The following is a 26,880-nucleotide window of genomic DNA, read 5'->3' as shown; positions in this document are numbered from 1 at the left end:
AGGAAGGTGATGCGCCCCTTGGTCGCGTTCGCCGCCCCCTGGACCCAGGGTGTGTCGATGCCGGTAGTGGCGGTGAGTGTTTCCAGGACGGGATGGCGCACCTGAACGGTCGTGGTGAGGAAGTGTTCCTGCTTGGGCGTGGTGCCGGAGGTGGCGACGAGGGTGTAGGTGGTGGCCCGCTTCGGCGGGTCGGCCAGGGTCCAGGTACGCGTGCCCACGGAGAAGGGCATCTCTCCGCCGGGGAACAGGATCTTGTAGCTGAAGTCGTCGGAGCCCTCCCAACTCAGCGTGAGGGAGTCTCCGACGTCCAGCAGGGCCTTGTTGGGGCGGAAGTCGCGCGGCGCCGGAATCTCCTTCGGAGTGGCCTTCACCAGCGGTACTGCCGCGAAGCTGACTTCATACCCCCGCCGCGTTGGCCTGGTCTCCTTCACTATCAGCACGGCCAGCCCGGCGACCTTGGCGACAACGATGTCCTCCAGCGCCAGCACCATGTAGTCGCCGGGGGAGAAGCTGTCGGCACCCTCCGGAGGGGTGGCCTGGAAGACGTTGGTGTTCTGCAATCGCTGGAATGTCACCGACCGGGTGGCCGGCGAGGTGAGCAACTGGGCGTTCATATGGGTGTGGGTGTACGTGCCCCTGGGCGTGATCGCGTCGATATTCGGGGTGAGGTCTCCGGGCACCGTTACCTCGATCGTGGACCATTTCACATTCTTGTGGGTGTTGGTCACGACCAGATACACCTTTCCCTTGGATGGGGACCGGTCGGCCTGTGACGCCTCCAGATGCGCCGGGTCGGTGAGGAGGGTGTAGGTCAGCATGGTCACGGTCATGACTCCTTTTCTGGGAGGACGGCGCAGTCCGATGACCTGTCCACGACGAGAGGACGGTGCAAGGCAGGACCGGCGACACGGGTGACGCATCCGAAAGCGCCGCTTGCAGCGCACTGCGGAAGATCACCCCTAGATCCAAACGCCAGCATTGGACCGTGACAAGAGCACTCAGGGACGCCATAAGGGGGCTCTTCGGCAACATCTTCAGCGTCTTGACATGAATCCAGACAATGCGTTATTGCGCCAATACGAGCGGTAAGCGCGTCTCGTCACACTGTGGCCTGTCCGGGGGAAACCTGCTGCAACGCCTGGAAGCCCCTCGGGTGTTACAGCCAGTCTTCCGCGCGAAGCGCGCTCAGAAGGGCGTGCGAAGCACCATTAAGTGGTCGGAGCACGGTTAAGAGCGGCAGTTCTGGTTGAGGTCATCACCATCTCATGGACAGCAGGATCGGCCTTTCAAGAGGCCTGTCCCTGGTCTTGGACTGCGTTAGTGCTGGTCGCAGCAGACTCAGGGACAGCAGGGACGGAAGGGACACTGACTGTCGACATCGCATGTGACCCAGCAAAGGGCCCACGGACTTCATGCCATGAAGCTCCAGCACCTGGGCGACGGCCAGCGTGCGTGGGTGATACCGGGGCGCGTCCCATGGAACGAAGACGTTGTGCGCGGTCGGGATCGGTTCACGGAAGACCCCCGGTCGGTAGAGGTCAGCCAGCACACCGACGGTCTCGACTGCCCTCACGGTGTACAGGGTGAAGTCCGCCCGGAGCATGGGGCATTGCTCCAGAGCCTTGGGGATACAGCTCCAGCACGTCGGCGGAGCGTTGGTCCGGCCGCTGTCCAGGCCGGTGCGCTCGAACACCGTCTTGGTCAGTAGCCACGGGATCAGGCGCGGCTCCGTGTCTACCGCCGGACCACCACACACCTGACAGAGCAGCTTGTTCATGCAGCGCTCAAAGCACAGAAGGCTCAGCAGGAGGCGGACAAGGAAGCGACGGACAAGCGGTGGGTGGAACACGGGCTCGTGTTCGCCTCGACCGTGGGCACACATCTCGACTCCCACAACGTACGGCGCGCCTTCCGCGCGGTCATCGCCAAGACCGACCTCGACCCCGACAAGTGCACGCCCTGAGAGCCACGGCACAGCCTCGTGTCCCTGCTCTCAGACCAAGGCATCCCCTTGGAGGAGATCTCCCGGCTGGTCGGCCACAGTAGTACGGCGGTGACCGAGCTGGTCTACAGGAAGCAGATCCGCCCCGTACTCCAGGAAGGCGCGGTGGCCATGGATCGGATCTTCAAGACATGAGATCGGGAGGCTTAGTCACTCACTTAGACACCCAGAAGCCCCCCGCGATCACGCGGGGGGCTTCTGACCTGGAGCCACCTTCGGGATTCGAACCCGAGACCCCTTCATTACGAGTGAAAACAAGATCGTCCACAACTGTCCACAGTGCCCTGTTACCCCAGCGCAGACGGCACTGCGACGAGTCCGAAGGTCCACGGCTATCCGTGATCGTCCACGCCTGCTGTTAGCACCCGAGTTAGCAAGATCACGACACCTGGATTAGGAGCCTGTCCCGGAGGCCGCAGCCACCGGTTCTCCGCTCCGCGCCGACCTCCAACGGGCCACGATTCCCACGGTCAGCAGGACAGCAGCACTGCTGTTGCCAAACGCTGGGAGAAGCTGCCACAGCAGCCACGGAAGCTGTCCATCCCAGCCCGCGCAGTTGAGCAACCTGACGTACGAGAGCGCGAGGAACACCCAGTCAAGCGCGACTACCAGTATGACCGAAACAGCCAGCGCCCCCACCATCGTACTGAGCCGCCGACCCGCCCAAGCGGCGAACGCGCCTGAGAGCAGAGCGCTCACAGAGGGCAGAGCGTTGAGGACCAAAACCTGCAGAAACGTGGACGTCACGGGCTCGCGCAGGTGCTCCCACTTCCGTTCGAGACCGGACTGCATCTCGGACGGACTGAGCGACAACGGGCCGCCACATGCCACGCCGCCTGCATCACTGGCAACGAACGCTTGCAGCCACAACGACAGGAAACTCAGGACGCACGTCGCCAGCCCAGCCAGCCACCATCGTAAGTAGCGCTGTCCGCGCATAGCCTGCCTCTCTCGATACATGATCGACAGCGGCCATCGTCCATGCCGACCCCGCGATCACCCTCCGGGTCTACGCCCACGTGATCCGCTCCGCAGAAACAGCCGCTGCCGATATCTTCGCCAAGTGCCTCGAAACCGCCGATTAGCAGTAACGACAGCCAGTGGAGGCCCCTCGTAGATCACGTGGGGCCTTCTCGCTTTCAGCCTCAGTCCTCCTGCCGCTTCCAGAACTGACGCGGTGCATACCCGCTTCGTCGAAGCCAGTGCTCTGTATAGACAATCCGATCAGCTTCGACAACGGTCAGCGGGCCGGACGGCGGTTCGTCGAGCGGGCGCGAACGCTCCACATGATCCGACTGCCACCTGAACGCGGGCCAGTGGTGCGAAAACTCCGGATCATCGATCCCGAGAACGCGGGCTCGTCCGAAGACCTGGGCACCTCGGCTGCTGGCCTGTCCCACCAGCGGGGCGAATATGCCGATCGAAACCCTGGGGTCTGCGGCTACGTTCCGCATCTTGGGAGACGTGGGCACCGCCGTGAACATGACCGTGAAGCCCAGGTGGAAGTAGCGCACAGGGGTCGCCAGCGGCCCGTCAGCCCCCGATGTCGCCAGGACACACATGTTCTGCGATGAGAGCAGGTTCAGGATGCGCTCTTCCAGCAGGTCTCTGTCTAGGCGCTTGGTTGGTGAAGGACCAGCCAGCCATTCATTGGTTACGGGCATGGCAGAGGGTCTCATAGGACATACAAGGCCCGGCATGTGCCCCTGTTAGCAAGAGTGTTAGCAAAAGGCCCCCCGCGATCATCGCGAGGGGCCTTTGAGCTGGAGCCGCCTTCGGGATTCGAACCCGAGACCCCTTCATTACGAGTGAAGTGCTCTGGCCGACTGAGCTAAGGCGGCGTGCCGTACAGCGTGAACGAGTCTACAGGAGCCCAAGGGGTTCTTGCTCCCTTCGATCAGCCGATGCCCGGACAGAATGTCCCGTCCTGTGGTGGCGTGCCCGTCAGCAGGTAGTGGTCCACGGCGTCGTCCACGCAGGTCGAGCCGTTGAAGTACGCCGTGTGCCCGTCTCCGTCGTAGCCGAGGAACACGCCCGAGTCGAGTTCGTCCGCCAAGGCCTGCGCCCACTCGTACGGAGTGGCCGGGTCGCGTTCGGTGCCGATGACCAGGATCGGGGCGGCGCCTTTGGCGGTGAGTGGGCGGTTTATCAGCGTCGGTTTGGCGGGCCAGAAGGCGCATGGGAGCGAGCTCCACATGAGGTAGGCGCCGAACCTGGGCGCCTCGCGTTCGGCCTTCGTCGCCGCGCTCGCGTAGGCGGCGACGTTCTTGGGATAGGGGCTGTCCACGCAGTTGATGGCCATGTTGGCCTCGGTCTGGTTGGAGTAGACGCCGTTGTCATGTCTGTCGATGAGTTGGTCCGCGTTGCGGAGGAGCAGTTTGCCGTCGCCCTTCAGGGCTTGACGGAACGTTTCGGTGAGCTCGGGCCAGGAGCCGCGATCGTAGAGGGGGGTCAGCGCGCCGAGCGTGGCCAGCGCCTCGGTGGTCTGCCGTCCCTCGCCGGGCAGCGGGCTGGCGTCCGTGCGGTGCAACAGGTCGGTGACCTCGGCCAAGACGCCGTCGACCGTATGGCTGCGGAACGGGCAGTTGCCTTCGGTCAGGCAGGACTCTATGTACGCACGGAGGGCGCGCTCGAAACCCATGGCCTGGTCGGCGTTGAGCTTCAGCCGGGAGACGGCCGGGTCGAGAGCGCCGTCGAGAACGAGGGCTCGGACCTTGCCGGGGAACATATCCGCATAAACCGCGCCCAGGAAGGTGCCATAGGACTTGCCGAGGTAGGTCAGCTTCTGGTCGCCGAGTGCCTGACGCAGCGCGTCCATGTCCCGGGCGGCGTCAACGGTGCCCACATGCGGCAGCAACCGGCCGGCCCCGGCCTGACAGCCCTTCGCGAACTCGCGTGAGCCCTGCTCGAGCGCGGCCTGCTCCTGCGGCGTGTCGGGGGTGGTGTCCAGGGCGATGAACGCGTCGAGCCGCGCGTCGCTCAGACACTCGATCGGCGCCGACTCACCCACCCCACGTGGATCGAACCCTACGACGTCGAACCGTTCGCGCAGTTTCTCGCTCATGATCGATCGGGCGGCCCGCGCGTAGCTGACGCCGGAACTTCCGGGACCGCCCGGGTTGACGACCAAGGAGCCGATCCGGTCGCCCGTGGCCGGCAGCCGGACCACACTGATCTTGATGTGCTCCCCGTCCGGGGCGCCGTAGTCGAGCGGCACCGAGAGCTTCGCGCAGTCGAACCCGTCCCCGCAGTCGGACCAGCGCAGCCCGCTCGCCGGCTCCTCTATCAAGGAACAGCCGGAGGCGAACAACACAGTCGCGGCGACGACGATCAGTGCTCGGAACCACACGCTCCGCAATCCTACGCGCTTCCCGCCTCCCAACTGCCCGGCCCCCCAACTGCCAAGCCTTCAACACGGCGCTTCGCACGGCATCCGGCCCAGGCAAGCCTCCCCCCGATGCCACCCCAGCTCTTCCCAACGGGCGACCACGACCGCGAGCGTGAAGTTCACGAGCACAGCCCGTGAACTCCCACCCGCTGTCCCTGACAGCGCTACCCGTCGCTGTCCCTGCCAGGGACCCGTTGCCCCTGGCAGAGCTACCCGTCCGCTGTCCCTGGCAGGGCTACCCGTTACCCCTGGCGGAGCTACCCGCCAGGGGCCGGCAGGCCGCCGTCCTCTCCGTACATCTTGTCGTGCTGCTGCCGTGGCGAGCAGACCGAGGCGGAAGGACACGCGCAACGCCTTCCGCCGTCGTCCAGCCGAACCGTCACCGTGTCCGCCGGAACGTTGTGCCCGAGGACGCTTCCCTCTCCCTGCGGCGTGCTCACCCGGCTTCCGGTGCGCGGCATTCTGCTGCGGGTCTCGACATAGAGCGGATGCTCGTACTTGAGACAGCACATCAGCCGCCCGCACGCCCCGGCGATACGCAGAGGATTGACCGGTAGGTCCTGGTCCTTGGCCATGCGTACGGAGACCGGCTCGAAATCCTTGAGGAACGTGGCGCAGCACAGGTCGCGGCCACATGGCCCGATGCCACCCTGCAAGCGTGCCTCGTCACGCGGGCCGATCTGCCGCAGCTCCACCCGGGCCCGCAGGTTGCGGGCCAGGTCCCGGACGAGCGCGCGGAAGTCGACTCGATGCGGAGCGGAGAAGTAAACCGTGTAGACGTTGTCCTGATCGAGGTAGTCGACGCCCACCACCTTCATCGGCAGCTCGTGCCGTTTGATCAATCGCTTGGACACGCTGCGGGCCTCGGCCCTGCGGCGCTTGTTGGTCTCGTCGCGGGAGAGGTGCTCCTCACCCGCTATGCCCGCGCACACCGGCATTCCGTCGATGTCTTCACTCGAATATTGCGGCGCCCACACGCACTCCGCCACCTCAGGACCCGAGTCGGTCGGGACCAGCACCTTGTCGCCCACCTTGGGGGTGTGGCCACCGGGATCGAGGTAGTAGAGCCGCCCGTAGCGGGTGAAGCTCACGGCCATGATCATTCCCATGGGCTCGTGCTCGCCTCCTGACGGCCTCGGGGGTTCTTACGGCCTTCGGTTGCCACATTACGTGTCGGCGCGCGCAGCGTGAGAGCCCTACCCGGCTAGGAGGCGCAGATCTTGTTGTCAGGCAGCAAAAGGCCATAGCGTTCATAAAATGCGAGTCGCTTGGTCCCGCACCTGCCGTCGATGACCTGGGCCACGCCGGGTAGGCGTTGCAGCTTGCCGACCACCTCGTTCCGGTCGGCGTCCGAGCTCATCTGAAGGCGGAACGACTCCGGCATGTCCGATGGCCTGGTGGCCTGAACGAGTGCCTTGTTGCCCTTGTAGGTGCGCACGAAATTCTCGTACGCCTCCTGCCGGCTCTCGAAACGTGCCGACTGGACGCCGGGCATCGTGTCGATCTTCTTGGTGAGGGCACTCCGCTGGGCAGGCGTGATGGCCTTGCCGTCTTCGAAGGGCTTGGGCACGTCCTTCGTCAAATCGGGCGCGGCACTGGCTCCACACGACACTTGGCTCGCATGCTCCTTGCAGAGAAAGACCGTGATGAGGTCTGCGTTCTTCGCCTGCACTGGGTCCATCGCCTTGGCAACTTCCGCAGAAGTCGTGATGCTGCTCACGCCTCCTATGGACTTCAACTTGATCGTCAGCGCCTTCAGATCGGCTCCCGTCTCCCGGACGCTTCCCGCCCTCATGTCGGCTCCCGGCTTCAGTTTGACCTGGAACGAGGGAGGCAGGTCGGTCGCGTCGATCGCGTCGAGCAGCACCTTGTCGTCGGCGTAGTCTCGGCGGAAGCTGTCATAGGCATGCGCCTGACTTACGTAAAGTATTTTTTCCACTTTCGGCGTCGCTTCTAGAGCATGCATGATCGCCTGTGTTTGCTCCGTGGTGACGCGGGCGGGGCAGTCGGGGTTTTTCACCACCTCCTTCGCGCATAGGAAGACGGTCAGCCCCGTCTCGTCTTTCTGATCGGCAGGCGGGTTGGCCACCGCCGCCCGCTGTTCGTCGCCGGGAGAGACCAGCACGGCGGCGGTCACGGCCCCCGCGACCACCACCGCCCCCGCCGCCGCCAGCAGCCGGAAGTCGACCCGCACCCGAGGCCGCCCCGTCGACTGCAGGGGCCTCAGCGTGCTGGTGTCAACGGTCGCCCCCGCCTCGGCCAGCGCCTCGCGCAGGCGGTCTTCCATCGGGCTGTTCATGAATCCTCCCCAAGTGCTCGGCCGAGGGCGGCGAGCCCTCGCGCGATCGTGGACCTGGCGGTGCTCCCGCTGATCCCCATGGTCTCGGCGATCTCCTGATCGGACAGGTCGAGGTAGTAGCGCAGCGTCAGCGCCTCGCGCTGCCGGTCCGGCAGTCCTCGCAGGGCGCGCAGCACCTCGCGACGCTCCTCGCTCAGCAGGGCCGCGCTCTCCGCTGACCAGACAGGCGGTTCGTACGGCACGGCGCGGCGGAAAACCGTCGCCCGCCTCCGCATCACCGACCGGCAGCCGTTGAAGACCGCCGATCGCACATAGGTCAGCGCCTTGTCCGGATCTCGCAACCTCCCTCGGCCCGCGTGGGTACGGGTGAACGCCTCCTGGACGACGTCTTCGGCGGTCGCCTGATCGCCGACCATGACCAGCGCCAGCCGGACGAGACCCACATGATGCTCGGCGAAGATCGCCGCGACATCGACGCGTTTCCGTATCAGAGCCCCTCCAGGGGACAGCTGCTCGACTTTCACATAACAGAGACGCCCAACAGCCCCATCTGCTGCTCTGGTCACACGCTTTTACTGAGCAGTTTTACGGCCAGCCCGGTGGGCCCCACCCGCCATACGGGGCTGGCCCCCGTCCAGGGGCACGCTCCTGCGGTTTACGGGGCTGGGCGCCGTGACGTGCGTCTTCTTGGCCGTCTGCTTCGATATCCGGTCGCCCCGAGCCGACAGCCCACCACCCGGTGCCCCCCATCCACCCGACCACCCCATACGGCTGACCAAACGCCCAAACGCCGTACGGCGCCCCGAACCGACGGACCGACCGCCATGCGGCGAACCAAGCCAACCGACCGCTACACAGCGTCCCGAACCGACCGACCGCCATCCAGCACACCAAGCCGACCCACCGCTACACAACGGACCAAGCCAACCAAGCCGACAACCCACCTACGCGGCGGACCGCAGGGACAGCATCATCGCCTCGACCGCGATCTGCGGGTTGACGTTGGCGTCCAGGCGTTCGCGGCACCGCATGATCGCGTCGATCCGCCGCAGCGTCTCCTCCGGCGTCGACATCTTGGCCAGTTGGTCGAGGTCGAAGCGGATGTCGTCGTTGGCCAGCTCCACCCCGGCCGAGAACTGCATGGCCAGCACGTCCCGATAGAACGACACCAGCTCCAGCAGAGCGGCATCGAGCGAGTCCCGCTTGATGCGCGTGGCGCGTGACTTCTGCCGGTCCTCCAGCTCCTTCAACGCCCCAGCGCCACCCCGCACCAACCCGCGGTTGAGGCCCTTTCCCGTGGACCCCTCGCCGTAGATCTTGCGTAGCTCGGTGGTCTCCGTCTCGTTGAGCGCGGCCGTCGCCGCCGCGGCCTCTTCCTCGGCCGTCTTGACCAGGCGTTCGGCGGCCGAGACGCACTCGCCGACCCCGGACAGCGAGCGAGGGATGGCCAGGACGGCCTCGCGGCGCCGGCGCACCCCTTCGTCCAGGGCCAGCGCCCGAGCCCGGCTGATGTGCCCCTGAGAGGCGCGGGCGGCGAAGTGGGCGGTGTCCCAGGGCACGCTGTCGCGGGTGGCCAGCACGTGGGCGACGGCCTCCGTGCGGGGCGTGGCCAGGGTGACCACGCGGCAGCGCGACCGGATGGTGATCATCATGTCGTCGGCGGCCGGCGCGCACAGCAGCCAGACCGTGCGGGGTGGTGGCTCCTCGATGGCCTTGAGCAGGGCGTTGGCCGCCGACTCCGTGGCCCGGTCGGCGTCTTCGAACAGGATGACACGCCAGCGGCCCTGCGTCGGCGCGCCGGCCGCCCGCAGGATGAGCTCGCGCGTCTGCTTGACGCTGTAGGACAGGCCCTGGGGGCGTACCGTCTCGAGATCGGGGTGTGAGCCGATCAGCACCTGGTGGCACTGGTCGCAGTGACCGCAGCCGCCGTCGGGGCAGAGCAGCGCCGCCGCGAACGCCCGCGCCGTCTCCTCCCTGCCCGAGCCGGGCGGGCCGGTGAACAGCCAGGCATGCGTCATGCCCGCGCCGCGGCCACCCTCCACGGCGTCGCCCGCCGCCACCGCGGCGCGCGACAGCACGGCCACCGCCTGGTCCTGACCGACGAGGTCATCGAAGACGCTCACCCGACAAGGCTAGTCGCGGATGGCGGGCATCGTACCGGTGATGTCCTCGGACTCCTGAGGCACCGGATCGGGCAGGATCTCGTGCACCCGATCCTGGATCAGCCGGGTGATCTGCTCGGGCGGCAGCGTCCCGTCGACCACCAGATAGCGGCCGGGATCGGCGGCGGCCAGCGTCCGGAACTCCTTGCGCACCCGCTCGTGGAACTCCAGCGGCTCGGACTCGATCCGGTCCGCCGCGCCGCCCAGCCTGGTCAGCCCCACCTCGGGCGGCGTGTCGATCAGCACGGTGAGATGCGGCACCAGCCCGCCGGTGGCCCAGGCGTTGACCTTGGACACGTCGTCGGGATCGAGCGCCCGCCCCGCACCCTGGTAGGCGAGCGACGAGTCGACGTAGCGGTCGGAGATCACCAGCGAGCCGCGGTAGAGGGCCGGCCTGATGACCTTCTCGACGTGCTCGGCCCGGTCGGCGGCGTACAGCAGCGCCTCGGCGCGCGCCGACAGCCCGCGTTCGGCCGCGTCGAGGAGGATCGCGCGCAGCCGCATGCCGACCTTGGTCGAGCCGGGCTCACGGGTCTGTACGACATCGAACCCCTGGTCGCGCAGCCAGATGGCGAGCAGCCGCGACTGGGTCGTCTTACCCGACCCCTCGCCGCCCTCGAACGCCACGAACAGCCCAGGCACCTGCTCCGCCGTCTCGGACTGCGGCCGTTCGCCACGCACCGCCGCGATCAGGTCCTCGGAGAGCGAGACGCCCTTCCTGTCGTCCATGTGCCGCAGCGCCAGCACGCCGACCACCGTAGCGAGGACGCCGCCGATCACCAGCACCAGGTTGGAGCCGTCGAACTGGTAGACCAGATCGCCCAGCCGCAGCGCGTGCGCGCCGAAGAGCGCGGCCAGCGGGTTGGCCGCCGCCACCACGAACAGCAGCGTGACCCGCGCGGTCGACTGCAGGAACGAGAACGTCCGGCCGCGCATCGAGTCCTCGACCTCGAGGCCGATGAGCGTGTAGCCGATGATCCACGCGATGCCCGCGCACGCTCCGAGCAGCACGGTCAGCATGACCACGATCACCAGGTTGTGCACGAGGGCGATCGCGACCAGCACCACGCCCGCCACGGTGATCGCCAGGCCGAACAGCCGCCGCCGCGACAGCTCGCGCAGCAGCCGCAGGCCGAAGAACATGCCCAGCGCCATGCCGACGAAGACCGCGGCGAACACCACGCCGTAGGCCGCGTCGCCGCCGCCGAGCGCGCCCACGTAGATCTTCGCCACGCCCACGACCGCGCCGCCCGCCGCGAACGCCCCCAGCATGCCGATGATCAGGCCGCGCACCAGCCGGTTGCCGCCGACGAACCGCCAGCCCTCGACGATCTGCTTGAGCACCGACGGGGTGGAGATGGCGCCGTCACGCTTGGGGATGCCGCGCAGCGTGAAGATCAGGAACGCGGACACCAGGTACGCGCAGGCGTTGACGACCAGCGCCGGCCCGGTCGGATCCATACCGGACAGGAACGGCACGGCGCTCTTCAGCACGTCGCCCACCACGGACAGCGCCGTGAACAGGATCGCGGCGATCGGCGCGCTGCCATAGGTGACCAGCAGGTTGAGCTGGTTGGCCGATTCGAGCTGCTCCTTCGGCACCAGGTTGGGGACCGTGGCGTCCTTGGCCGGGACCCAGAACAGGTTGACGCACTCGACCAGGATCGTCGCCACGATGATCCACTGATAGCTGCCGATCAGCGGGATCGACAGCACCACGGCGAACCGGGCCAGGTCGGAGGAGAACATCGTCACCCGGCGGTCGAACCGGTCGGCGAAGGCTCCCGCGAGCGGCCCGAGCAGGACGGCGGGCAGCATCTTGGCGATGAAGACACCGCCGACGGCCAGCGACTGCGTGCGGTAGTCGCCCTGGGTCAGGTTTCCGGCGAGGGCGGTGAGTGCCAGGATGTTCAGCCAGTCGCCGAGGCTGCACACCGACATCGCCGTCCAGAGCCGGCGGAAAGATGCGTTTGCCAGCACATGTGTCGGTTGGCGTCGGCCACGGGCGGTCATGATGTCAGCGTATCCAGGTGTTCGCCGGAAATGGGAAGACAGGAGACCAGCCGGATATACCCGGCTGCTCGTCGCTGAGGGTATTACGTATGCGGGCCGACGCGCATCGTACACACCTCGAATAGGCCCCCGAAAACACCAGACAGATCCCTCTCGTCTCGTTAGTTCGGTTTGTACGGCCGGGCGAGCTCCACCAAAGGCTGCCAGCCGGCGCGGACCGGCTCAGGCAGCACCAGCTCATCCCACAACTCCACCAGCAGCAGCCCGTCCACATGTTCGAGCAGCTCCTCCTGGCTCCCTTCCCGCAACAGCATCGCGTACGCGTCCCGGCGATCCCCGCGATCGGCCAGGTCATAGACCCTGCCGCCGAGCCGCACGGCGGCCAGGGCCCGCAATGCCGGCAGCCGGGTCAACCGGCTGGGCACGAAGAACGGACGCCCGTCGGCGGCCCGGTGGGTGGCGAACTCGACCTTGGCCTCCAGCGTCAGCCGGAACCCGGCGGCGTCGAGGATGCGCCCGGCCGTTTCGAGCGTGGGCGACTTGCGGCCGTGCTCGTAGGCCGACAGGGTCGTCCGCGACGTGCCGCTCATGCCGGCCAGCGCCTTCTGGTTCATGTTGGCCGCGTGTCTGGCCTGTTTGAGCAGCAGACCGCCGCGCACCGCCCAGAACGTGACATCGGGCGGCGAGCCCCCGGGCTCCTCGCCCCGCTCGGGCAGCAGGCCGCCGAACACCCCCTCCACCGGGGAAGAGATCATCGCACCTCCAACGTATCCGCTCGGATACTACGCCCTGATGAGCCGAGTAGCCAGCGGATCGCGGAAAGTCAGGAGCGCAGCTCAAGCAGCGTGATCTCGGGTGGCGCGCCCACCCGGACCGGCGGCCCCCAGAACCCGGCGCCGCGCGTGACGTACACCTGCACCTCGTCGACCGTCGCCAGCCCCGACACGACCGGCTGCTGGAACGGCACCACGAGGTTGAACGGCATCATCTGCCCGCCGTGCGTGTGCCCCGACAGCTGCAGATCGACGCCGTAACGCGCGGCCTGCTCGACCTGTACCGGCTGGTGGGCCAGCAGAACCGTGGAGCGGCTCGGGTCGCGACCGCCGAGCGCCTTGTCGAAGTCGGGCGCGTCGTTCGCGGTGGCACCGTTGAGGTCGTTCACCCCGGCCAGGTCGAGCACGCCGCCCTGGTGCCGGATCTCCACCCGTTCGTTCCGCAGCGAGCGCACACCGAGCTGGTCCAGCTCCTCGATCCACTCGCCGGGGCCGTTTCTCGTGTAGTACTCGTGGTTACCAGTCACGAAATAAGCGCCATAGCGGGATTCGAGGCTCCGCAGCGGCCTGGCCAGCGCGCCCAGCTCGGCGACCGAGCCGTCGACCAGGTCGCCGACGATCGCCACCACGTCGGCCCGCAGCCCGTTGACCATGCGCACGATGCGCTCGGTATGCCCCTTACCCGTGAGCGGCCCCAGGTGGATGTCGCTGACCACGGCGAACCGCAGGCCGCTCAGCCTGGAGTCGAGCCCGGGCAGCGTGACCTTGACCGGTTCGATCACCGGATCACCCAGCGCGACGGTCATGCCGTACCCGACCGTGCCGAGCGCGCTCACGCCCGCGACGGCGGCGGTGGCCCGCCCGAGGAAGAGCCGTCTGCTCATCGCGTCGATGCCCGCTGGTGGCGCCTCAGGGAGGGGCGCCACATCCACCGAAACCGGCCCAGCGGGCACCAGCACGGCCTCTGACGGCGACGGAACCACCTCACGCCCCCGGACCAGCGCGAACCACGCCACCAGCCGGGGGATCTCCAGCAGGATCAGAAAGACCACCAGGTAGAACATGACCGCGATCCAGAGATAGCCCGGCCACGCCAGCCACTGGAACACCCCCAGCCGCGACCCCGCGAACGTCGCGACGACCAGCAGGATGAGCCCGACCAACCCCCAGCTCAGGCACTTGCGTAACCGCCCGGGCCGAGTGGTCGACCGCACCATCCGCTGCCACAGATAGAGATGCGCCGCGAACACCAAGCCCACGAAGACCAAGACCACCACGCGGCAATGCTACTTACGACTTGGCCGCCGGCTTCTTCGCGGGTGCCTTCTTGGCCGGTGCCTTCCTGGTCGTCGTCGTCTTCTTCGGCGCCGGAGCCCGCTCACGCCGTTCGGCCAGCAGCTCCGCCGCCCGCTCGATCGTGATCTCCTCGACCGTGTCGCCCTTGCGCAACGACGCGTTCGTCTCGCCATCGGTCACGTACGGGCCGAATCGCCCCTCCTTGACCACGACGGGCTTCTTGGAGTTGGGGTCATCCCCCAGCTCACGCAGCGGCGCCGCGGCCGCCGCCCGGCCCCTGCCGCGCGGCTTGGGCTGCGCGAACAGCTCCTTGGCCTGCTCGATGGTGACCGTGAGCAGGTCCTCCTCCGAGGTCAGCGACCGCGAGTCGGTGCCCTTCTTCAGGTAGGGGCCGAACTTCCCGTTGTACGCGACGACCTCCTCACCCTCCAGCGCGCCGACCGGCCGGGGAATCGACAGCAGCTTGAGCGCGTCGTCGAGCGTCACGGTGTCGAGCGACATCGTCTTGAACAGCGAGCTCGTCCGCGGCTTCGCCGCGTCGGCCTTCTTGGTACGCCGCTTCGGGGTCTCCTCTTCCGGCGTGGGCAGGATCTCCGTGACGTACGGCCCGAATCGCCCGTCCTTGGCCACGATCTTGTGCCCGGTCACCGGATCGACGCCCAGCTCGCGGTCGCCGGTCGGCCGCGAGAAGAACTCCTCCGCCTTCTCCGCGGTCAGCTCGTCGGGCGTCATGTCCTCGGGGATGTTCACCCGGGAGCCGCCTCTGTCCAGGTACGGGCCGTATCGCCCGACCCGGATGACGATGTCGGTGTCCCTGATCGGGAAGGAGCTGATCTCCTTGGCGTCGATGTCGCCGAGGTCGGTGACCATCTCCTTCAGACCCTCGTCGCCTTCCTCGCCGTAGTAGAAGCGCTGCAGCTCCGGCACCCGCTCCGCCCGGTCGTTGGCGATGTCGTCGAGCACCTTCTCCATCTCGGCGGTGAAGTCGTAGTCGACCAGGTTGCCGAAATGCTGCTCAAGCAGGTTGACCACGGCGAACGCCAGGAACGAGGGCACCAGCGCGGTGCCCTTCTTGAACACGTAGCCACGGTCGAGGATCGTGCCGATGATCGACGCGTACGTCGAAGGCCGCCCGATCTCCCGATCCTCCAGCTCCTTGACCAGCGACGCCTCGGTGTAACGGGCGGGCGGCTTGGTCGAGTGGCCGGCCACGTCGAGCCGCGAGACGCTCAGCGCGTCGCCCTCGACCAGGTTGGGCAGTCGCTTCTCGGAGTCGTCGCGGTCGGTCGACGGATCGTCGGCCCCCTCCACGTACGCCTTGAGGAAGCCGTAGAACGTGATCGTCCGGCCCGAGGCGCTGAACTCGACGCTCTCACCGGAGGCGGACGCGCCGCCCACCTTGACGGTGACCGACTCGCCGACCGCGTCCTTCATCTGGGACGAGACGGTCCGCTGCCAGATCAGCTCGTACAGGCGGAACATGTCACCGGACAACCCGGTCTCGCCAGGAGTGCGGAACTCCTCCCCAGAAGGCCGGATCGCCTCGTGCGCTTCCTGGGCGCTCTTGACCTTGCTGGTGTAGACACGGGGCTTGTCGGGAACATATGCGGAGCCGTACAGCTTGATCGCCTGGGAGCGCGCGGCCGCCACCGCCGTCTCCGACAGCGTGATGCTGTCGGTACGCATGTAGGTGATGAAGCCGTTCTCGTAGAGCCGCTGCGCCACCTGCATCGTGTACTTCGCGGAGAAGCCCAGTTTCCGGCTGGCCTCCTGCTGCAATGTGGTCGTCCGGAAGGGAGCGTACGGCTTGCGGGTGTACGGCTTACGCTCGACGGATTTGACGGCGAACGACGATCCCCGGAGCCTGCCCGCCAGCTCACCGGCGGCGGCCTCCGACAGGTGGAGCACGTCGTTGTTCTTGAGCACGCCGGTGCTCGCGAAGTCGCGGCCCTGGGCGACCCGCTTGCCATCGACCAAGGTCAGCGTCGCGGTGAAGTCACGCGGCCGCTCCTCGGGCTTGTTGGTGTCGAACAGCGCCTGCAGGTCCCAGTAATGGGCGGAGGTGAACGCAAGGCGCTCCCGCTCGCGCTCCACCACCAGCCTGGTCGCCACCGACTGCACCCGGCCCGCCGACAGCCGCGGCTTGACCTTCTTCCACAGGACCGGGCTGACCTCGTAGCCGTAGAGCCGGTCGAGGATGCGCCTGGTCTCCTGGGCGTCGACGAGGCGCAGGTTGAGGTCACGCGGGTTGGCCACCGCGTCCCGGATGGCCTGCGGGGTGATCTCGTGGAAGACCATGCGGTGCACCGGCACCTTGGGCTTGAGCACCTCACGCAGGTGCCACGCGATGGCCTCGCCCTCACGGTCCTCGTCAGTCGCCAGATAGAGTTCGTCGGCATCCTTCAGCAGTTGCTTCAGCTTGCTGACCTGCGACCTCTTGTCGGGATTGACGACGTACAGCGGCTCGAACTCATTCTCGACGTTCACCCCGAGGCGTGCCCACGGCTCCCCCTTGAACTTCTCGGGAATGTCATCGGCCCGCTCCGGCAGGTCACGGATGTGGCCAATGCTGGACTCGACCATGTAGCCGGCACCGAGGTATCCCATGATCGTCTTCGCCTTGGCGGGCGACTCGACGATCACCAGGCGGCGGGTTCCGCCGGTGCTGCCGTTGTTGGCTGGCACGCTGCTTCCTACCTCACTGTTCGCTTGCAATTCCCCCTGCCGGGAGCCGGCACTGATCTGAAAGGTAACCCGACTCGCGGAAATTTCCTTCCCCCGGACTACCCACTAGCTTCCGGACCCACCCACAAGCACGCAGAATAAGCCCCATCGAGCGGCGTTGCGCCCTGACTCACCCTGGAGACTAATCGTTGTGCTCGACTACTCCTACATGGATATCTTCATTCCGCGCGATCTCTCCCGCGAAGCAGCACGTCAACTGCTCACCGAACACGCGGAGTACGGTCAGTGGGAGCTCTCCCGCGTACGCCTGCACCCTGACGGAAGTCGTCATGTACGGTTGCGCCGCAAGGTCATGCGCGTTCGCAGCACCTTGTGATCGGACATGGCTTTGCCCGCCCCGGGCCGCGCCCCCGGAACGGGCAAAGCGTCTTTCGCTACTCGCTCACCGGCTGTGAGCGGTAGACGTTCTTGTCATTACTTCCGGCCGAGCCGGAAGCGGCGGGTGGCCGCGAACAGCGTCGCCGAGGCGGCGAACATCGCGCCCAGAACCAGCGCGAACAGCGAGCCGGTGGTCATCCCGGTGACCCCCGCGGGCTGAGACGCGCTCATCAGGCCCAGGCCGCCGGTCGGCAGGCTGCCGGTCGCGGTCTTCACCACACCGCCGACGGGGGTGGAGGCGATCAGCGAGGCGGCCGGAGCGAGGGGCGACTGCGGGTCGGCGGCGCGAGCGGCGTTGGCGACCGGAGCCTTGCCGTTCTTGACGTGCTTGACGTGCTTGGCCGGTGTGACGTGCCTCACCGGGGTGGAGGGCTGGCCGGCCAGACCGGGCAGCTCGGGCAGCGCGGGGAGGCCGAACGCCTCCCGCAGGTCCCCGACCAGCGGCATGTCGTCGACGAGAGGCAGCTCGGGCGAGCCGCCGCCACGCATCGGAGTGACTTTGCCGACACTCTGCAGACCGCCCAGGACCGGCACCGGGGGAAGTGCGGGCAGCACCCCGTCGGACTTGGAGCTGGTGACCTTGCTGCGGTAGCTGTAGTGGCTATTAGGGGTGTAGTCGTCCACCGGCTTGCCGACGCGCGACCCGCCGAGGCACCCGGCCGCGGCGTCGCCCAGCACGGCCACGGCGTTGCCGCAGACGTTGATCGGCGCGGTGATCGGTGCGATGACCTGGTTGCCGCCGAGCACGGAGTGGCGACCCGAGGTCCGGTTGCCACCGGCCCCGGTGCCGCCCTGCAGCGAGACGCTGGCACCGCCCTTGCAGTGGGCCTGGGCCAGCCCGATCACGGCCACGGCGTTGCCGCAGACGTTGACCGGCGCGGTGATCGGCGCGACCACCTGGTTGCCGCCGAGGACGCTGGAGTCGCCCGACGTGCGGTTGCCGCCGGCACCCGAGCCGCCGTTCTTGACCGAAGCGCCGCCCTTGCAGCCGGAGAACGCCCGGCCGATCACGGCCACCGAGTTGCCGCAGACATTGATCGGCGCGGTGATGGGTGCGATGACCTGGTTGCCGCCGAGCACGGAGCCACGGCCCGAAGTGGTGTTGCCGCCCGCACCGGAGCCGCCGTTGTTCTTGACCGACGCGCCGCCCTTGCAGCCGGCGTGCGCGTTGCCGACGGCGTTGCCGCAGGCCGTGATGGGCAGGCTGACCGGCGCGATGACCTGGTTGCCGCTGCCGACCGCGAAGCGCCCGTCAGTGTCGTTGCCCGTCGAGCCGCGAGGGCTCCGGTAAGGGGTGTGCCCGCCGTTGGTCACGGACGAGCCGCCCTTGCAGCCCGAGAACGCCCTGCCGAGCACGGCGGCCGAGTTGCCGCAGATGTTGATCGGGGCGCTGATCGGCGCGACCACCTGGTTGCCGCCGAGCACGGAGTGACGGCCCGAAGTCCGGTTGCCACCGACGCCGACGCCCTTGTTCTTGACCGAGGCGCCGCCCTTGCAGCCAGCGGTCGAGCTGCCGAAGATCGCCAGTGCGTTGCCGCAGACGTTCACCGGAGTGGAGATCGGCGCGTTGACCTGGTTGCCGCCGAGGACACTGGAGTCGCCCGAGGTGCGGTTGCCGCCGCCGCCGACACCCTTGTTCTTGACCGACGCGCCGCCCTTGCAGCCCGCGTCGGAGCTGCCGATCAGGGAGAGGGCGTTGCCACAGGCGTTGATCGGGGCGCTGATCGGCGCGTTGACCTGGTTGCCGCCGAGCACGGAGTGACGGCCCGAGGTGGTGTTGCCGCCGGTGCCGGCACCCTTGTTCTCGACCGAGGCGCCGCCCTCGGAGTCGGCGTGGGACTTTCCAACCACGCCGACGGCGTTGCCGCTGATGTCGATCGGCAGCGAGACAGGCGCGTTGATCTGGTTGCCGCCGCCGATGGAGGAGTCGCCGGAGGTGTCGGCCAGCGCGGTGCCGCTGCCGAGGGACATGACCGCGACAGCTAGCAGAGCCGCGGGGGCCGAAGCCTTCGCCCACGTACGCATGATGAATGCTCCTACTTGGTTCATGGGGAGATACCTGACAGTTCGCGGGCAGCCGAGGGCATGCGAGGTCGCAGAACGCCGCGCACAGCGGAGACCTCGGGGAAATCGCGAACCAAGATGACTGACATGTCACCCGCTGGCGGAGGGGATCGAGCCGCGCTCCGCCGCCGTACTTACCGGAATCTGTGGCGGGGGTCAGTCAGGTGAGAAAGAGGGGTCATCCGCCGCTGTGCGGACGACCGGAGGAAGCACGGACGCCAGGGGGGCGCGCCGAGCCTCGATACGCGGGTCGTAGCAGGACCTCGCGATGTCTCCCATGCCAGGCCCGAAGGGGCCGCTGCCACCGCCGTTGGGCACCAGACCATTGGTGTCCAGGATGTCGCTGGCAGTGGAAGAAGGTGGCAGGCCGGGATCGGACTGGCTGTTGAGCCCGTCGACCGTCCGCCCCGCCATCGCCTCGGCGTTGTCCGACGCCGAGACCTTTCCGTCAGCCGTGGGGAAACCGTCCGTGATGGACCCGGTGACGGTGTGAGGTGTGCCGGCTGCTGTGGCCGTATCTGCCACCTTTCCCGCTGCCGCGGTGGAATCCGCGGCCGCCGGAGCGGCGGAGAGCATTCCGAAGAGAACGGCGAGCAGCCATCCCGCGGCCAGCAGGGCGCCGACCGCGACTGCTCGTGCGATGACCTCGCGGGCGCCGGCCGCGAACCGCGCCATCCGGGCGGCCCGATCGGCGATCGCATCCTCCGCGGGGGTGCTCACGGGCACGCGCCGAGCAGCGAGAGGCATCAGCCTCCACTGCCGCACCGGCATGCGTGCCACGTGACCCTCCCTCAAAGCGCTCCAGAACCGACCTCACAGTGTGAGGCCGGTCCGTGGACTCACCCCTCAACGGTCCGTAACCGTAGCATCACTCAAGGTCGCCGCAAGAGCTTTTCAGCAGTAATCCAGGAAGCGGTCAAGCACCCGCACCCCAAACTGGAGCGAATCCACCGGCACCCGCTCGTCGACCCCATGAAACATCCCGGAGAAGTCCAGGTCGGCAGGCAACTTGAGCGGCGCGAATCCATACCCTCGGATTCCCAGCCGGCTGAACGACTTGAGGTCCGTCCCTCCGGACATCGTGTACGGCACGGCGCGCCCCGCCGGGTCCTCCGCCAGCAGCGCCTCGACCATGGCGGTCACCAGCGACCCCTCGAAGCCGAACTCCAGCGCCACCTGGTGCTGCACGAACTCCCTCGTGACGTTGGGCCCGAGCAGCTCGTCGATCGTGGCGAAGAACTCCTCCTCGAACCCCGGCAGGAACCGCCCGTCGATCACCGCCGAAGCCGTCTGGGGCACCACGTTCGACTTGTAGCCGGCCTCCAGCATGGTCGGATTGACCGTGTTGCGGAGCCCTGCGCCCAGCATCCTGGCCACCGGCCCCAGCTTGGCGATCAGGACCTCGGGGTCGCCGTCGCCCAGTTCTTCCAGGAACCTGCTCATGGTCGGTGTCAGCCGTACCGGCCACTCATGCCTGCCCACGCGCGCCACGGCGTCGGCGAGCTCGGTCACGGCGTTGTCCAGGTTGAGCATCGACCCGTGCCCGGCCCGGCCCTTCGCGGCCACCCGCATCCACGCCATGCCCTTCTCCGCGGCCTCGATCAGGTAGAGCCGGCGATCCGTCCCGATCGACACGCTGAACCCGCCGACCTCCCCGATCGCCTCCGTGACCCCCTCGAACAGCCCCGGATGCTCTTCGACCAGGAACTTCGCCCCGTACTCCCCGCCCGCCTCCTCATCGGCGGTGAACATGATCACGACGTCCCGCCCAGGCCGGCGCCCCTCCCTGAGCCGCTGCCGCACGACCGCCAGGATCATCGCGTCCATGTCCTTCATGTCCACGGCCCCGCGCCCCCAGACGCACCCGTCGGCCACTTCCGCCGAGAGCGGATGATGCCGCCAATCCCCCGCGTCGAACGGCACCACGTCGAGATGCCCGTGCAGCAGCAGCGCGTCACGCCCTGGATCGGTGCCCTCGATGCGCGCGACGACGTTCGCCCGGCGGTCGTCACTCTCCAGGATCGTGACCTCAAGCCCCACCTCGGCGAGCTTCGCCGCGACGTACTCGGCCGCCGCCCTCTCCCCGGGTCCCGCGTTGTCACCGGCGTTGGTCGAATCGATCCGGATCAGATCACAGCACAGCTCGACGACCTCGTCCTCGGCCATGACGGCTCCTTCGCTCGGGTACGAATTCCCGTCTCATCCTCCCTCTGGAATCCTGGTATGACGCACCCCTCAGAGTTTGCTAACCTTACGGAGCCGACGCGGGATGACGGTCTCGCGTGCAGGCACCAAGTCCGGGTGGCGGAATAGGCAGACGCGCTAGCTTGAGGTGCTAGTGCCCTTTGCGGGGCATGGGGGTTCAAGTCCCCCCTCGGACACGTACCTTTTGCACACGTGGGGGCCAGGGACAACCTGAGCCTCCACTAGTTTTTTCTGGGGCCTGCACGTCAGGCGTAGCCCGATCTTGTCGAGCGGATCAGCCTCCTGGATGACCTTGACGAGGTCTCCGAGTGCGGTCATCACGGCGTGAACCTCTTCTTGAGTCATGCAGCGTCGGCCGCTGGACTGTCGTAGCTGTGCCTGAGCCGAAACCCGTTGTGCCTGCGTTTCGGCCATCCATTGAGCGATGAGCGCCGCATCGGCGCCCGCCTCGAGTGCCGAGCACGCGTCACGCAACCAGCGAGAGACACCTATGTAACGTAACCCCGACGTTCAAAGCTCCCTAACAATTAGTGCTCCTCCGCCAGCTGCCGGGCGGCATCATGGTCGCCTTGGTCGGCGCGGGTCCGGAGTTCGTCGGCACGTCCCTCCCGTGCGAGCAGCCCCGCCAGCTGCCGGGCGGCGTCATCGTCACCTTGGTCGGCCAGAGCGCGAAGGCGGTGGAGGCCTGCTGGATGGGCGAGGTGTTGCTGGAGGATGAGGTGGCGGAGTTGCCAGGTGGTTCCGGTCTGGCGGAGGGTGCCGCGCTGGTGCTGGTCATGCAGGAAAGCGTTGACGCGAGGCGGTAGCCGGTGCCGGACGGCAAGGTGCAGGTGGGTAGCGCGGTACCGGAGCCAGGTCCACAACCCGCCAGGGCATGCGGCGGTCCACCCGTACACCAGCAGCGCGGTGAAAGCCGTTCCTCCCGGGGAGTGCCCGCTGGTCAGCATGGTTGCGGTGGCGATGATCACGACGCCGGGCAGCGCTTTCAGGACGGCGGCGGCCAGGGTGGCGCGGTGGTGGGCGGCGAGCGTGGCGCCGGGGGTGGCCGTGCGCGGCTGGGGCTTGATCCGGTCGGTGGGCAGCCACGCCCCGCACAGGGCCGAGAGGACGGCTCCCACCGCGGCTATTGCCAGGTCTCCGAGGATGAGACCGCTGAACAGGCCGCACCAGGCCCCGACCGCAGCTCGCGCCCAGCGCATCCGGCGCCGCCGGATGCGGGCGGGCCGGTAGCTGGCGGGCTGGTAGCTGGCGGGCTGGTAGGCGGGGTGGTTGTGCGGCCACACCGGGCGCAGCTTTCCACTCGCGGCCACGGTGAATGCCCCGCCCACCACGATCGCCGCGCAGATCCCGCCCCGCACCCCCGCAACCGGTGTGGCGGCCAGACCGGCCAGCAGGGTAAGCCTCACCGCCAGGCAGGTGCTGGCCAGATGCACATGACGGGTGTACAGGTCGGGCCGCCACCGCCACCACACCAGCTCGACCGTGCCGGACAGCTCCAGGTTGAGGGCCAGGGTTTCCAGATAGCGGCGTAGCGGCGCTCCGACCGGGGAGGCGGGATGGTCAGGATCGTGGACGCTGTCGATGTAGGTGTCCATCAGCTGGCCCGGATCTCGACCCGGCCGCCGGCACGGAGGAGTTCCCCGGGATCGGTGCTCGGCCACTGGTAGGCGACCCGGGCCAGCGACACCATCAGCGGTGTTGTCAGCACCGAGGCCAGCGCCCCGCCGGGCTCGTCCTGCAGGTGGGAGAACACCTCCAGCCAGCGGGCCCGGCCGGTATCCGGATGGGACAGGAAGGCGATCGCGCGGTCAGGGTGATGGGATGCCGTTCCACGACCGCCGCCCGGGACACGATGTGACCGCCAGCCTGCACAGCTGTGTCGTACTCACGGCTGCTACCAGCTGACGTCCCACAACCGCGTACTCATCCAGCTTCCGCACCGCCACCGCATGCAGGGCCGAGGAGATCTCATCCAGGCCGTCCAGCACCAGTAGCAGCCGCCCCTGCTCCACTAACTGCCGCGCGACATCCTTGCCATCGGCGGCCCCCGCCGCGTCGGGATAGTCCTCGGCCAGACGACGCGCGGCGAACTCCGCCACACTCTCCTTGCCGGGATTCCAGGCAGCGACCGGCAGCAACACCGGCAGCGGCTCTCCCCCCACCGGATCCTCCAGCATGCTGAGCATCAGCAGCAGCGCCAGCACGCTCTTGCCTGCCCCGCCTTCGCCGAGGATCACCAGCTGACGGTGCTGCAGTTCCCGAAAGCGCCCCACGATCTGCCTGGTATCACCGGCGAAAGGCCGCTCTTCCCAGGTGAGGTCCAGCTCATCGAGCACCGCTTCCCGGGCCGCGGCCACCAGCCGGCCCGTCGAGGACCACGTCACCCGCAACGGCATCGGCTGCCGCAACCGCCGCACCACCGCTTCGTGCTCCCACTGGCGCCGCACCCGCACCCGCACGCGCAGCGCCGCCTCCGCACGATCCTCTACGACCCCCGGCTCCGACGGCCGAGCCTGGTCGACAGCCACCCCAGCACCATCGCGGCCACAATCAGCACCCCGGTGGCCGTCCACACCGTCGGCTTCCACCACCACGCCTCAACCTGAACCGTGCCTGTCGCCAGGTTCCCCACCAGGCCGATCCCGATCCCTACCAGCAGACCCGCCACTGCCAGCGGACTGGCCCACTGGTGCCCTTCACCGCCCGCAAGAGGCGGCTTTCGGCGCAATGCCGGCACGGATCGGCGCCGCCCACTGCGACCGTCAGATCGTCTTCTTGAGGAATCGGAGAACGAGCTCGTTGTATCGGTCCGGCTTTTCCACGGGGACGATATGCCCGACACCCTCGACGAAGGCCGCTTCAGAGCCCACAGGAAGGGCGGCGCGGATCGCCGCCAGGGTTTCCTCGTCCAGAATGACGCTCTTGTCCTCCGTGCCATGGAGGTACAAGGTCGGCTGAGTCGGCAGAGGCCCCCAGAGGGCTCCGTGTTCGGCCGCCCACTCCGGCGTCCCCATCTGCTTGGGGCCGAAGTTCGTTCGGTAGAGATCGAGGGCTGCCCGCAGCCTGGCGGGCTCGCCCAGGGCCCTGCGCGTCCCCTCCCACTCCTTGGTGGCGTCGTATCCGGGTCCGGTCCACTTTTCCTGCAGGATCTGCCGCAGATACGCCATGTCGTTGGCGGCCAGGACCTCGTCTGCCATGTCCATTTGGAAGAACCAGAAGTGGTTCAGGTTCTCGATTCCCTCGTAGGTGCTGGAGTAGTCGCCGAAGAACTGCAGGGGCGGGACGTCGCTGGCCACGACCCGTGACCACCGCTCCGGTGCCGCGACGGCGGCGGCCCAGGCGGTGCCCGCGCCCCAGTCGTGGCCCACGAGGATCGCCTTGCCGTCACCCTTCAGTGCTTCGTGCAGGGCGTTGGCATCGGCGACGAGATCGCGGAGGCGCATGCTGCCGTCCGCTGGAAGCGCGGTGGGGGCGAACCCCCGCATGTTGGGGGCGACGGCTCGGTAGCCTGCCGCAGCGAGAGCCGGGATCAGGTGGCGGTAGGTGGCGTCGCCGGACTCTGGGAAGCCGTGGAGGAGCAAGGCCAGCGGCCCCTCTCCCTCCTCGACGTAGGCGAAGTCGATGCCGTTGGCGTTGACGCGCCCGTTCTTCATCATGATCTCCGTGCTTGTGAGAGTGGTGTGAGTGATGCTGCGGGATGGGCCCATCCGATGCGTGTCTGATCCTGTTTCCTTGCGGAACTTCTCACAAGTACCTACTATTTTTTCAGGTACGTACCTTTTTTTCAGTATGGGGGGAACGGTGAAGAAGCAGAGCTACTCGTGCGGACTCGACGCCGCCGTGGACGTGGTGGGCGGCAAGTGGAAGGCGCTGATCCTGTGGGCGCTACACGACGGTTCGAGGCGTTTCGGAGAGCTGAGGAGGGCGGTTCCAGGCATCAGCGAGAAGATGCTGATCCTCCAGCTTCGAGAGATGGAGCACTTCGGCCTTGTGCACCGAGAGGTGTACCACCAGGTCCCACCGAAGGTGGAATACTCCCTGACCGACTTCGGCCAGTCACTTAACACCGCTCTCATCCCTCTCGGCGAGTGGGGCGAGAAGCACATGAAGGCCATCGAGGCCATCCCGGCGGCCTGACATCCGTCCTGCACTGTCCCGGTTGCAGGCATCCGGGTGGAGGGTAGCCGTAACACTCAAGGCACAGCGGTTCGCCAAGTCGGAATCGTCGGGGCCGTGCTTGAGGGCACGGGACATGACGCGGACCATCTTCTCCATGTAGCCCACCCGATACAGGCCCCGGCACCGATCATGGCCATAGTCGTCGCGCACCGACCGGGCGTAGCGCTCCAGGCTCGATTCCGACAGGGCGAAGCGCGCGTGAAGGGGCGCGTCGACCGTGACGAGCAGCACAGTGCCCAGCACCAGTACGAGTGGGACAAATATCCAGGGCGCCCACCCCGCCGACCCGGTCCCGAACCCCACAGCCACGACCAGGCAATGGCCAGCGCCAGCCAGCACAGTGCCAATGCCAATGCCCAGACGGACAGGCCGGGAGCGCTCACCTCAAAAGCGTCAGGAGCGAGGCCAGCCCGATCGCCCCTGTGAAGAGCAGAGCGCGGCGGTTGCGAGTCAGGCCCATAGGGCAATCTTGCCCGGCATCAGGACCAAGCACAGCAGTCGGCTTCGCCATGCCCAGTGACGCGGACTCCGACCTCCACCAGCCCCCTGATACCCACTCCGCGGCCCCAAACCAGGACGAGCCGATTCGGAAGCCCCTGAAACGACAAGATCCCGCCTAATCGCGATGATCAGACGGGATCCCGTCAACCTCAGTCCAGCCGTTTCAAGAACGGCCCTGGGTGGGGTGTTCACGAGAGGGGATGACCTGGCGGAATAGGCGAGTCCAAAGATCGCTTCCCACGCGAGGGATGCGGGCAGGGAAGCGCCCGCGTGCATGCCGGTGCCGCCGCCCAGGTCCAGCACCCGATTCGGCGCCGGGGCAAGGCGTTGCTGGGGCATCCTCCAGGAGGAGGAAAGGCAGACGATCCGCTGCTCAGCGAGCCGTTCCACTTCGGCGAAACGTTCACCGTGTTCTGGCTGTCACGCTCGTACACTGCCGGACATTTACTGTCATGTGACATTCCTAAGCCAGAAGGAAGCAGTGGAGCCCCGGCAGCGCTTTGAAGAGCTCTACGCGGGGCACTACGCAGCCGTCTCCGGTTATGTCCGGCGTCGTACCGACCACCCGGACGACTGCGCCGATGTGATCGCCGAGACGTTCACCACGGCGTGGCGGCGGCTGGCAGCCGTGCCGGCCGGTGACGAAGCCAGGCTGTGGTTATACGGAACGGCCCGGCGGGTCCTGGCCAACCATCGCCGTAGCGCCCTGCGCCGTACGGCCCTGACGCTGCGCCTTCGTGAAGAACATTCCGCCTACGACAGTACGGCGCCGGACCGGGCGCCGGAGGGGGCCAGGCAGGCGTTCGCGCGCCTGTCGGACGACGACAGGGAGCTGTTGTCGCTGATGGGCTGGGAAGGGCTCGGCACCGACGAGA

Annotated in this window: 24 protein-coding genes and 3 tRNA genes; 6 read left to right on the top strand and 21 right to left on the bottom strand. The window is 67.5% G+C overall.

What is annotated here, in order from left to right; all coding sequences use genetic code 11:
- Both KME78_RS30995 and KME78_RS30990 read right to left on the bottom strand, forming a co-directional pair.
- Positions 1–830: hypothetical protein (locus KME78_RS30995; protein ID WP_219532929.1), on the bottom strand; the 830-nt coding region annotated here is incomplete at its 3' end.
- Between the two features lie 425 nt (positions 831–1,255).
- A complete protein-coding gene (locus KME78_RS30990; RefSeq protein ID WP_219532928.1) occupies positions 1,256–1,777 on the bottom strand; it encodes a hypothetical protein in 522 nt (173 codons plus the stop codon).
- 63 nt (positions 1,778–1,840) lie between these two features.
- Between KME78_RS30990 and KME78_RS66400 the strand changes: the two genes are divergently transcribed.
- Both KME78_RS66400 and KME78_RS30985 read left to right on the top strand, forming a co-directional pair.
- Positions 1,841–1,963, top strand: coding sequence for a hypothetical protein (locus KME78_RS66400; RefSeq protein WP_281428911.1), 123 nt, complete (start codon positions 1,841–1,843; stop codon positions 1,961–1,963).
- An 18-nt stretch (positions 1,964–1,981) separates the two neighbouring features.
- The gene (locus tag KME78_RS30985; protein ID WP_219532927.1) at positions 1,982–2,137 is read left to right on the top strand and encodes a hypothetical protein; all 156 of its coding nucleotides are present in this window, start codon (positions 1,982–1,984) and stop codon (positions 2,135–2,137) included.
- A gap of 69 nt (positions 2,138–2,206) precedes the next feature.
- Here KME78_RS30985 and KME78_RS30980 read toward each other — a convergent pair.
- The 12 genes from KME78_RS30980 to topA all read right to left on the bottom strand — a co-directional run bounded on the left by KME78_RS30980 (position 2,207) and on the right by topA (position 16,618).
- Positions 2,207–2,286, bottom strand: a tRNA-Thr gene (locus KME78_RS30980).
- Between the two features lie 861 nt (positions 2,287–3,147).
- Positions 3,148–3,666 carry a pyridoxamine 5'-phosphate oxidase family protein gene (locus KME78_RS30975; RefSeq protein ID WP_219532926.1) on the bottom strand — a complete coding sequence of 173 codons (519 nt, stop codon included), beginning with the start codon at positions 3,664–3,666 and terminating at the stop codon, positions 3,148–3,150.
- Between the two features lie 100 nt (positions 3,667–3,766).
- Positions 3,767–3,843 (bottom strand) — tRNA-Thr (locus KME78_RS30970).
- Positions 3,844–3,899: 56 nt separating this feature from the next.
- Positions 3,900–5,351, bottom strand: a complete 1,452-nt coding sequence (locus tag KME78_RS30965) for an alpha/beta hydrolase (protein WP_219532925.1) — start codon at positions 5,349–5,351, stop codon at positions 3,900–3,902.
- Positions 5,352–5,647: 296 nt separating this feature from the next.
- Complete coding sequence (locus KME78_RS30960) at positions 5,648–6,499, bottom strand: PSP1 domain-containing protein (RefSeq protein WP_372454976.1); 852 nt, start codon at positions 6,497–6,499, stop codon at positions 5,648–5,650.
- A 95-nt stretch (positions 6,500–6,594) separates the two neighbouring features.
- Entirely contained in the window at positions 6,595–7,689 is a 1,095-nt protein-coding gene (locus KME78_RS30955; RefSeq protein WP_219532924.1) for a permease-like cell division protein FtsX, read from the bottom strand.
- Positions 7,686–8,213, bottom strand: a complete 528-nt coding sequence (locus tag KME78_RS30950; protein ID WP_308127204.1) for a SigE family RNA polymerase sigma factor — start codon at positions 8,211–8,213, stop codon at positions 7,686–7,688. Before KME78_RS30950 ends, KME78_RS30955 begins: the two co-directional genes overlap by 4 nt.
- A 420-nt stretch (positions 8,214–8,633) precedes the next feature.
- A complete protein-coding gene (locus tag KME78_RS30945; RefSeq protein ID WP_219532923.1) occupies positions 8,634–9,812 on the bottom strand; it encodes a DNA polymerase III subunit delta' in 1,179 nt (392 codons plus the stop codon).
- Positions 9,813–9,821: 9 nt separating this feature from the next.
- Positions 9,822–11,864, bottom strand: a complete 2,043-nt coding sequence (gene tmk, locus KME78_RS30940) for a dTMP kinase (RefSeq protein WP_219532922.1) — start codon at positions 11,862–11,864, stop codon at positions 9,822–9,824.
- A 161-nt stretch (positions 11,865–12,025) separates the two neighbouring features.
- Entirely contained in the window at positions 12,026–12,619 is a 594-nt protein-coding gene (locus tag KME78_RS30935; RefSeq protein WP_219532921.1) for a helix-turn-helix transcriptional regulator, read from the bottom strand.
- Between the two features lie 68 nt (positions 12,620–12,687).
- Entirely contained in the window at positions 12,688–13,914 is a 1,227-nt protein-coding gene (locus tag KME78_RS30930; protein ID WP_308127203.1) for a metallophosphoesterase, read from the bottom strand.
- Positions 13,915–13,927: 13 nt separating this feature from the next.
- Entirely contained in the window at positions 13,928–16,618 is a 2,691-nt protein-coding gene (topA, locus tag KME78_RS30925; RefSeq protein ID WP_219532920.1) for a type I DNA topoisomerase, read from the bottom strand.
- Positions 16,619–16,808: 190 nt separating this feature from the next.
- On the opposite strand from topA, the gene KME78_RS30920 reads away from it, so the two are divergent.
- Positions 16,809–16,994, top strand: coding sequence for a DUF5703 family protein (locus KME78_RS30920; RefSeq protein WP_175590066.1), 186 nt, complete (start codon positions 16,809–16,811; stop codon positions 16,992–16,994).
- Positions 16,995–17,092: 98 nt separating this feature from the next.
- Here the strand turns inward: KME78_RS30920 and KME78_RS30915 are convergent, their stop codons facing one another.
- From KME78_RS30915 to KME78_RS30905, 3 genes are all read right to left on the bottom strand, one after another.
- Positions 17,093–19,081, bottom strand: coding sequence for a chaplin family protein (locus KME78_RS30915; protein ID WP_219532919.1), 1,989 nt, complete (start codon positions 19,079–19,081; stop codon positions 17,093–17,095).
- Between the two features lie 195 nt (positions 19,082–19,276).
- Positions 19,277–19,891, bottom strand: coding sequence for a hypothetical protein (locus KME78_RS30910; protein ID WP_246652394.1), 615 nt, complete (start codon positions 19,889–19,891; stop codon positions 19,277–19,279).
- Positions 19,892–20,014: 123 nt separating this feature from the next.
- Positions 20,015–21,286, bottom strand: coding sequence for a M20/M25/M40 family metallo-hydrolase (locus KME78_RS30905; protein ID WP_219532918.1), 1,272 nt, complete (start codon positions 21,284–21,286; stop codon positions 20,015–20,017).
- A 129-nt stretch (positions 21,287–21,415) separates the two neighbouring features.
- Between KME78_RS30905 and KME78_RS30900 the strand changes: the two genes are divergently transcribed.
- Positions 21,416–21,501: transfer RNA gene (locus tag KME78_RS30900), tRNA-Leu, on the top strand.
- A 351-nt stretch (positions 21,502–21,852) separates the two neighbouring features.
- Here KME78_RS30900 and KME78_RS30895 read toward each other — a convergent pair.
- From KME78_RS30895 to KME78_RS30880, 4 genes are all read right to left on the bottom strand, one after another.
- Complete coding sequence (locus tag KME78_RS30895; protein WP_219532917.1) at positions 21,853–22,920, bottom strand: hypothetical protein; 1,068 nt, start codon at positions 22,918–22,920, stop codon at positions 21,853–21,855.
- Positions 22,920–23,078, bottom strand: coding sequence for a hypothetical protein (locus KME78_RS30890; RefSeq protein ID WP_219532916.1), 159 nt, complete (start codon positions 23,076–23,078; stop codon positions 22,920–22,922). Before KME78_RS30890 ends, KME78_RS30895 begins: the two co-directional genes overlap by 1 nt.
- Before the next feature lie 55 nt (positions 23,079–23,133).
- Positions 23,134–23,853, bottom strand: a complete 720-nt coding sequence (locus KME78_RS66395; RefSeq protein ID WP_219532915.1) for an NACHT domain-containing protein — start codon at positions 23,851–23,853, stop codon at positions 23,134–23,136.
- Between the two features lie 234 nt (positions 23,854–24,087).
- On the bottom strand, positions 24,088–24,981 hold the full coding sequence (locus KME78_RS30880; RefSeq protein ID WP_219532914.1) for an alpha/beta fold hydrolase: 894 nt from the start codon (positions 24,979–24,981) through the stop codon (positions 24,088–24,090).
- Between the two features lie 145 nt (positions 24,982–25,126).
- On the opposite strand from KME78_RS30880, the gene KME78_RS30875 reads away from it, so the two are divergent.
- Entirely contained in the window at positions 25,127–25,462 is a 336-nt protein-coding gene (locus KME78_RS30875) for a winged helix-turn-helix transcriptional regulator (protein ID WP_308127202.1), read from the top strand.
- Positions 25,463–26,486: 1,024 nt separating this feature from the next.
- Positions 26,487–26,880, top strand: a 394-nt coding sequence (locus KME78_RS30870) for an RNA polymerase sigma factor (protein WP_219532912.1), incomplete at its 3' end; no start/stop codon positions are given.

It is taken from the genome of Nonomuraea guangzhouensis, assembly GCF_019396345.1.
GTDB lineage: Bacteria > Actinomycetota > Actinomycetes > Streptosporangiales > Streptosporangiaceae > Nonomuraea > Nonomuraea guangzhouensis.
Note: the sequence above shows the minus strand (reverse complement) of the source record. Positions and strands in the feature narration are given on the sequence as shown.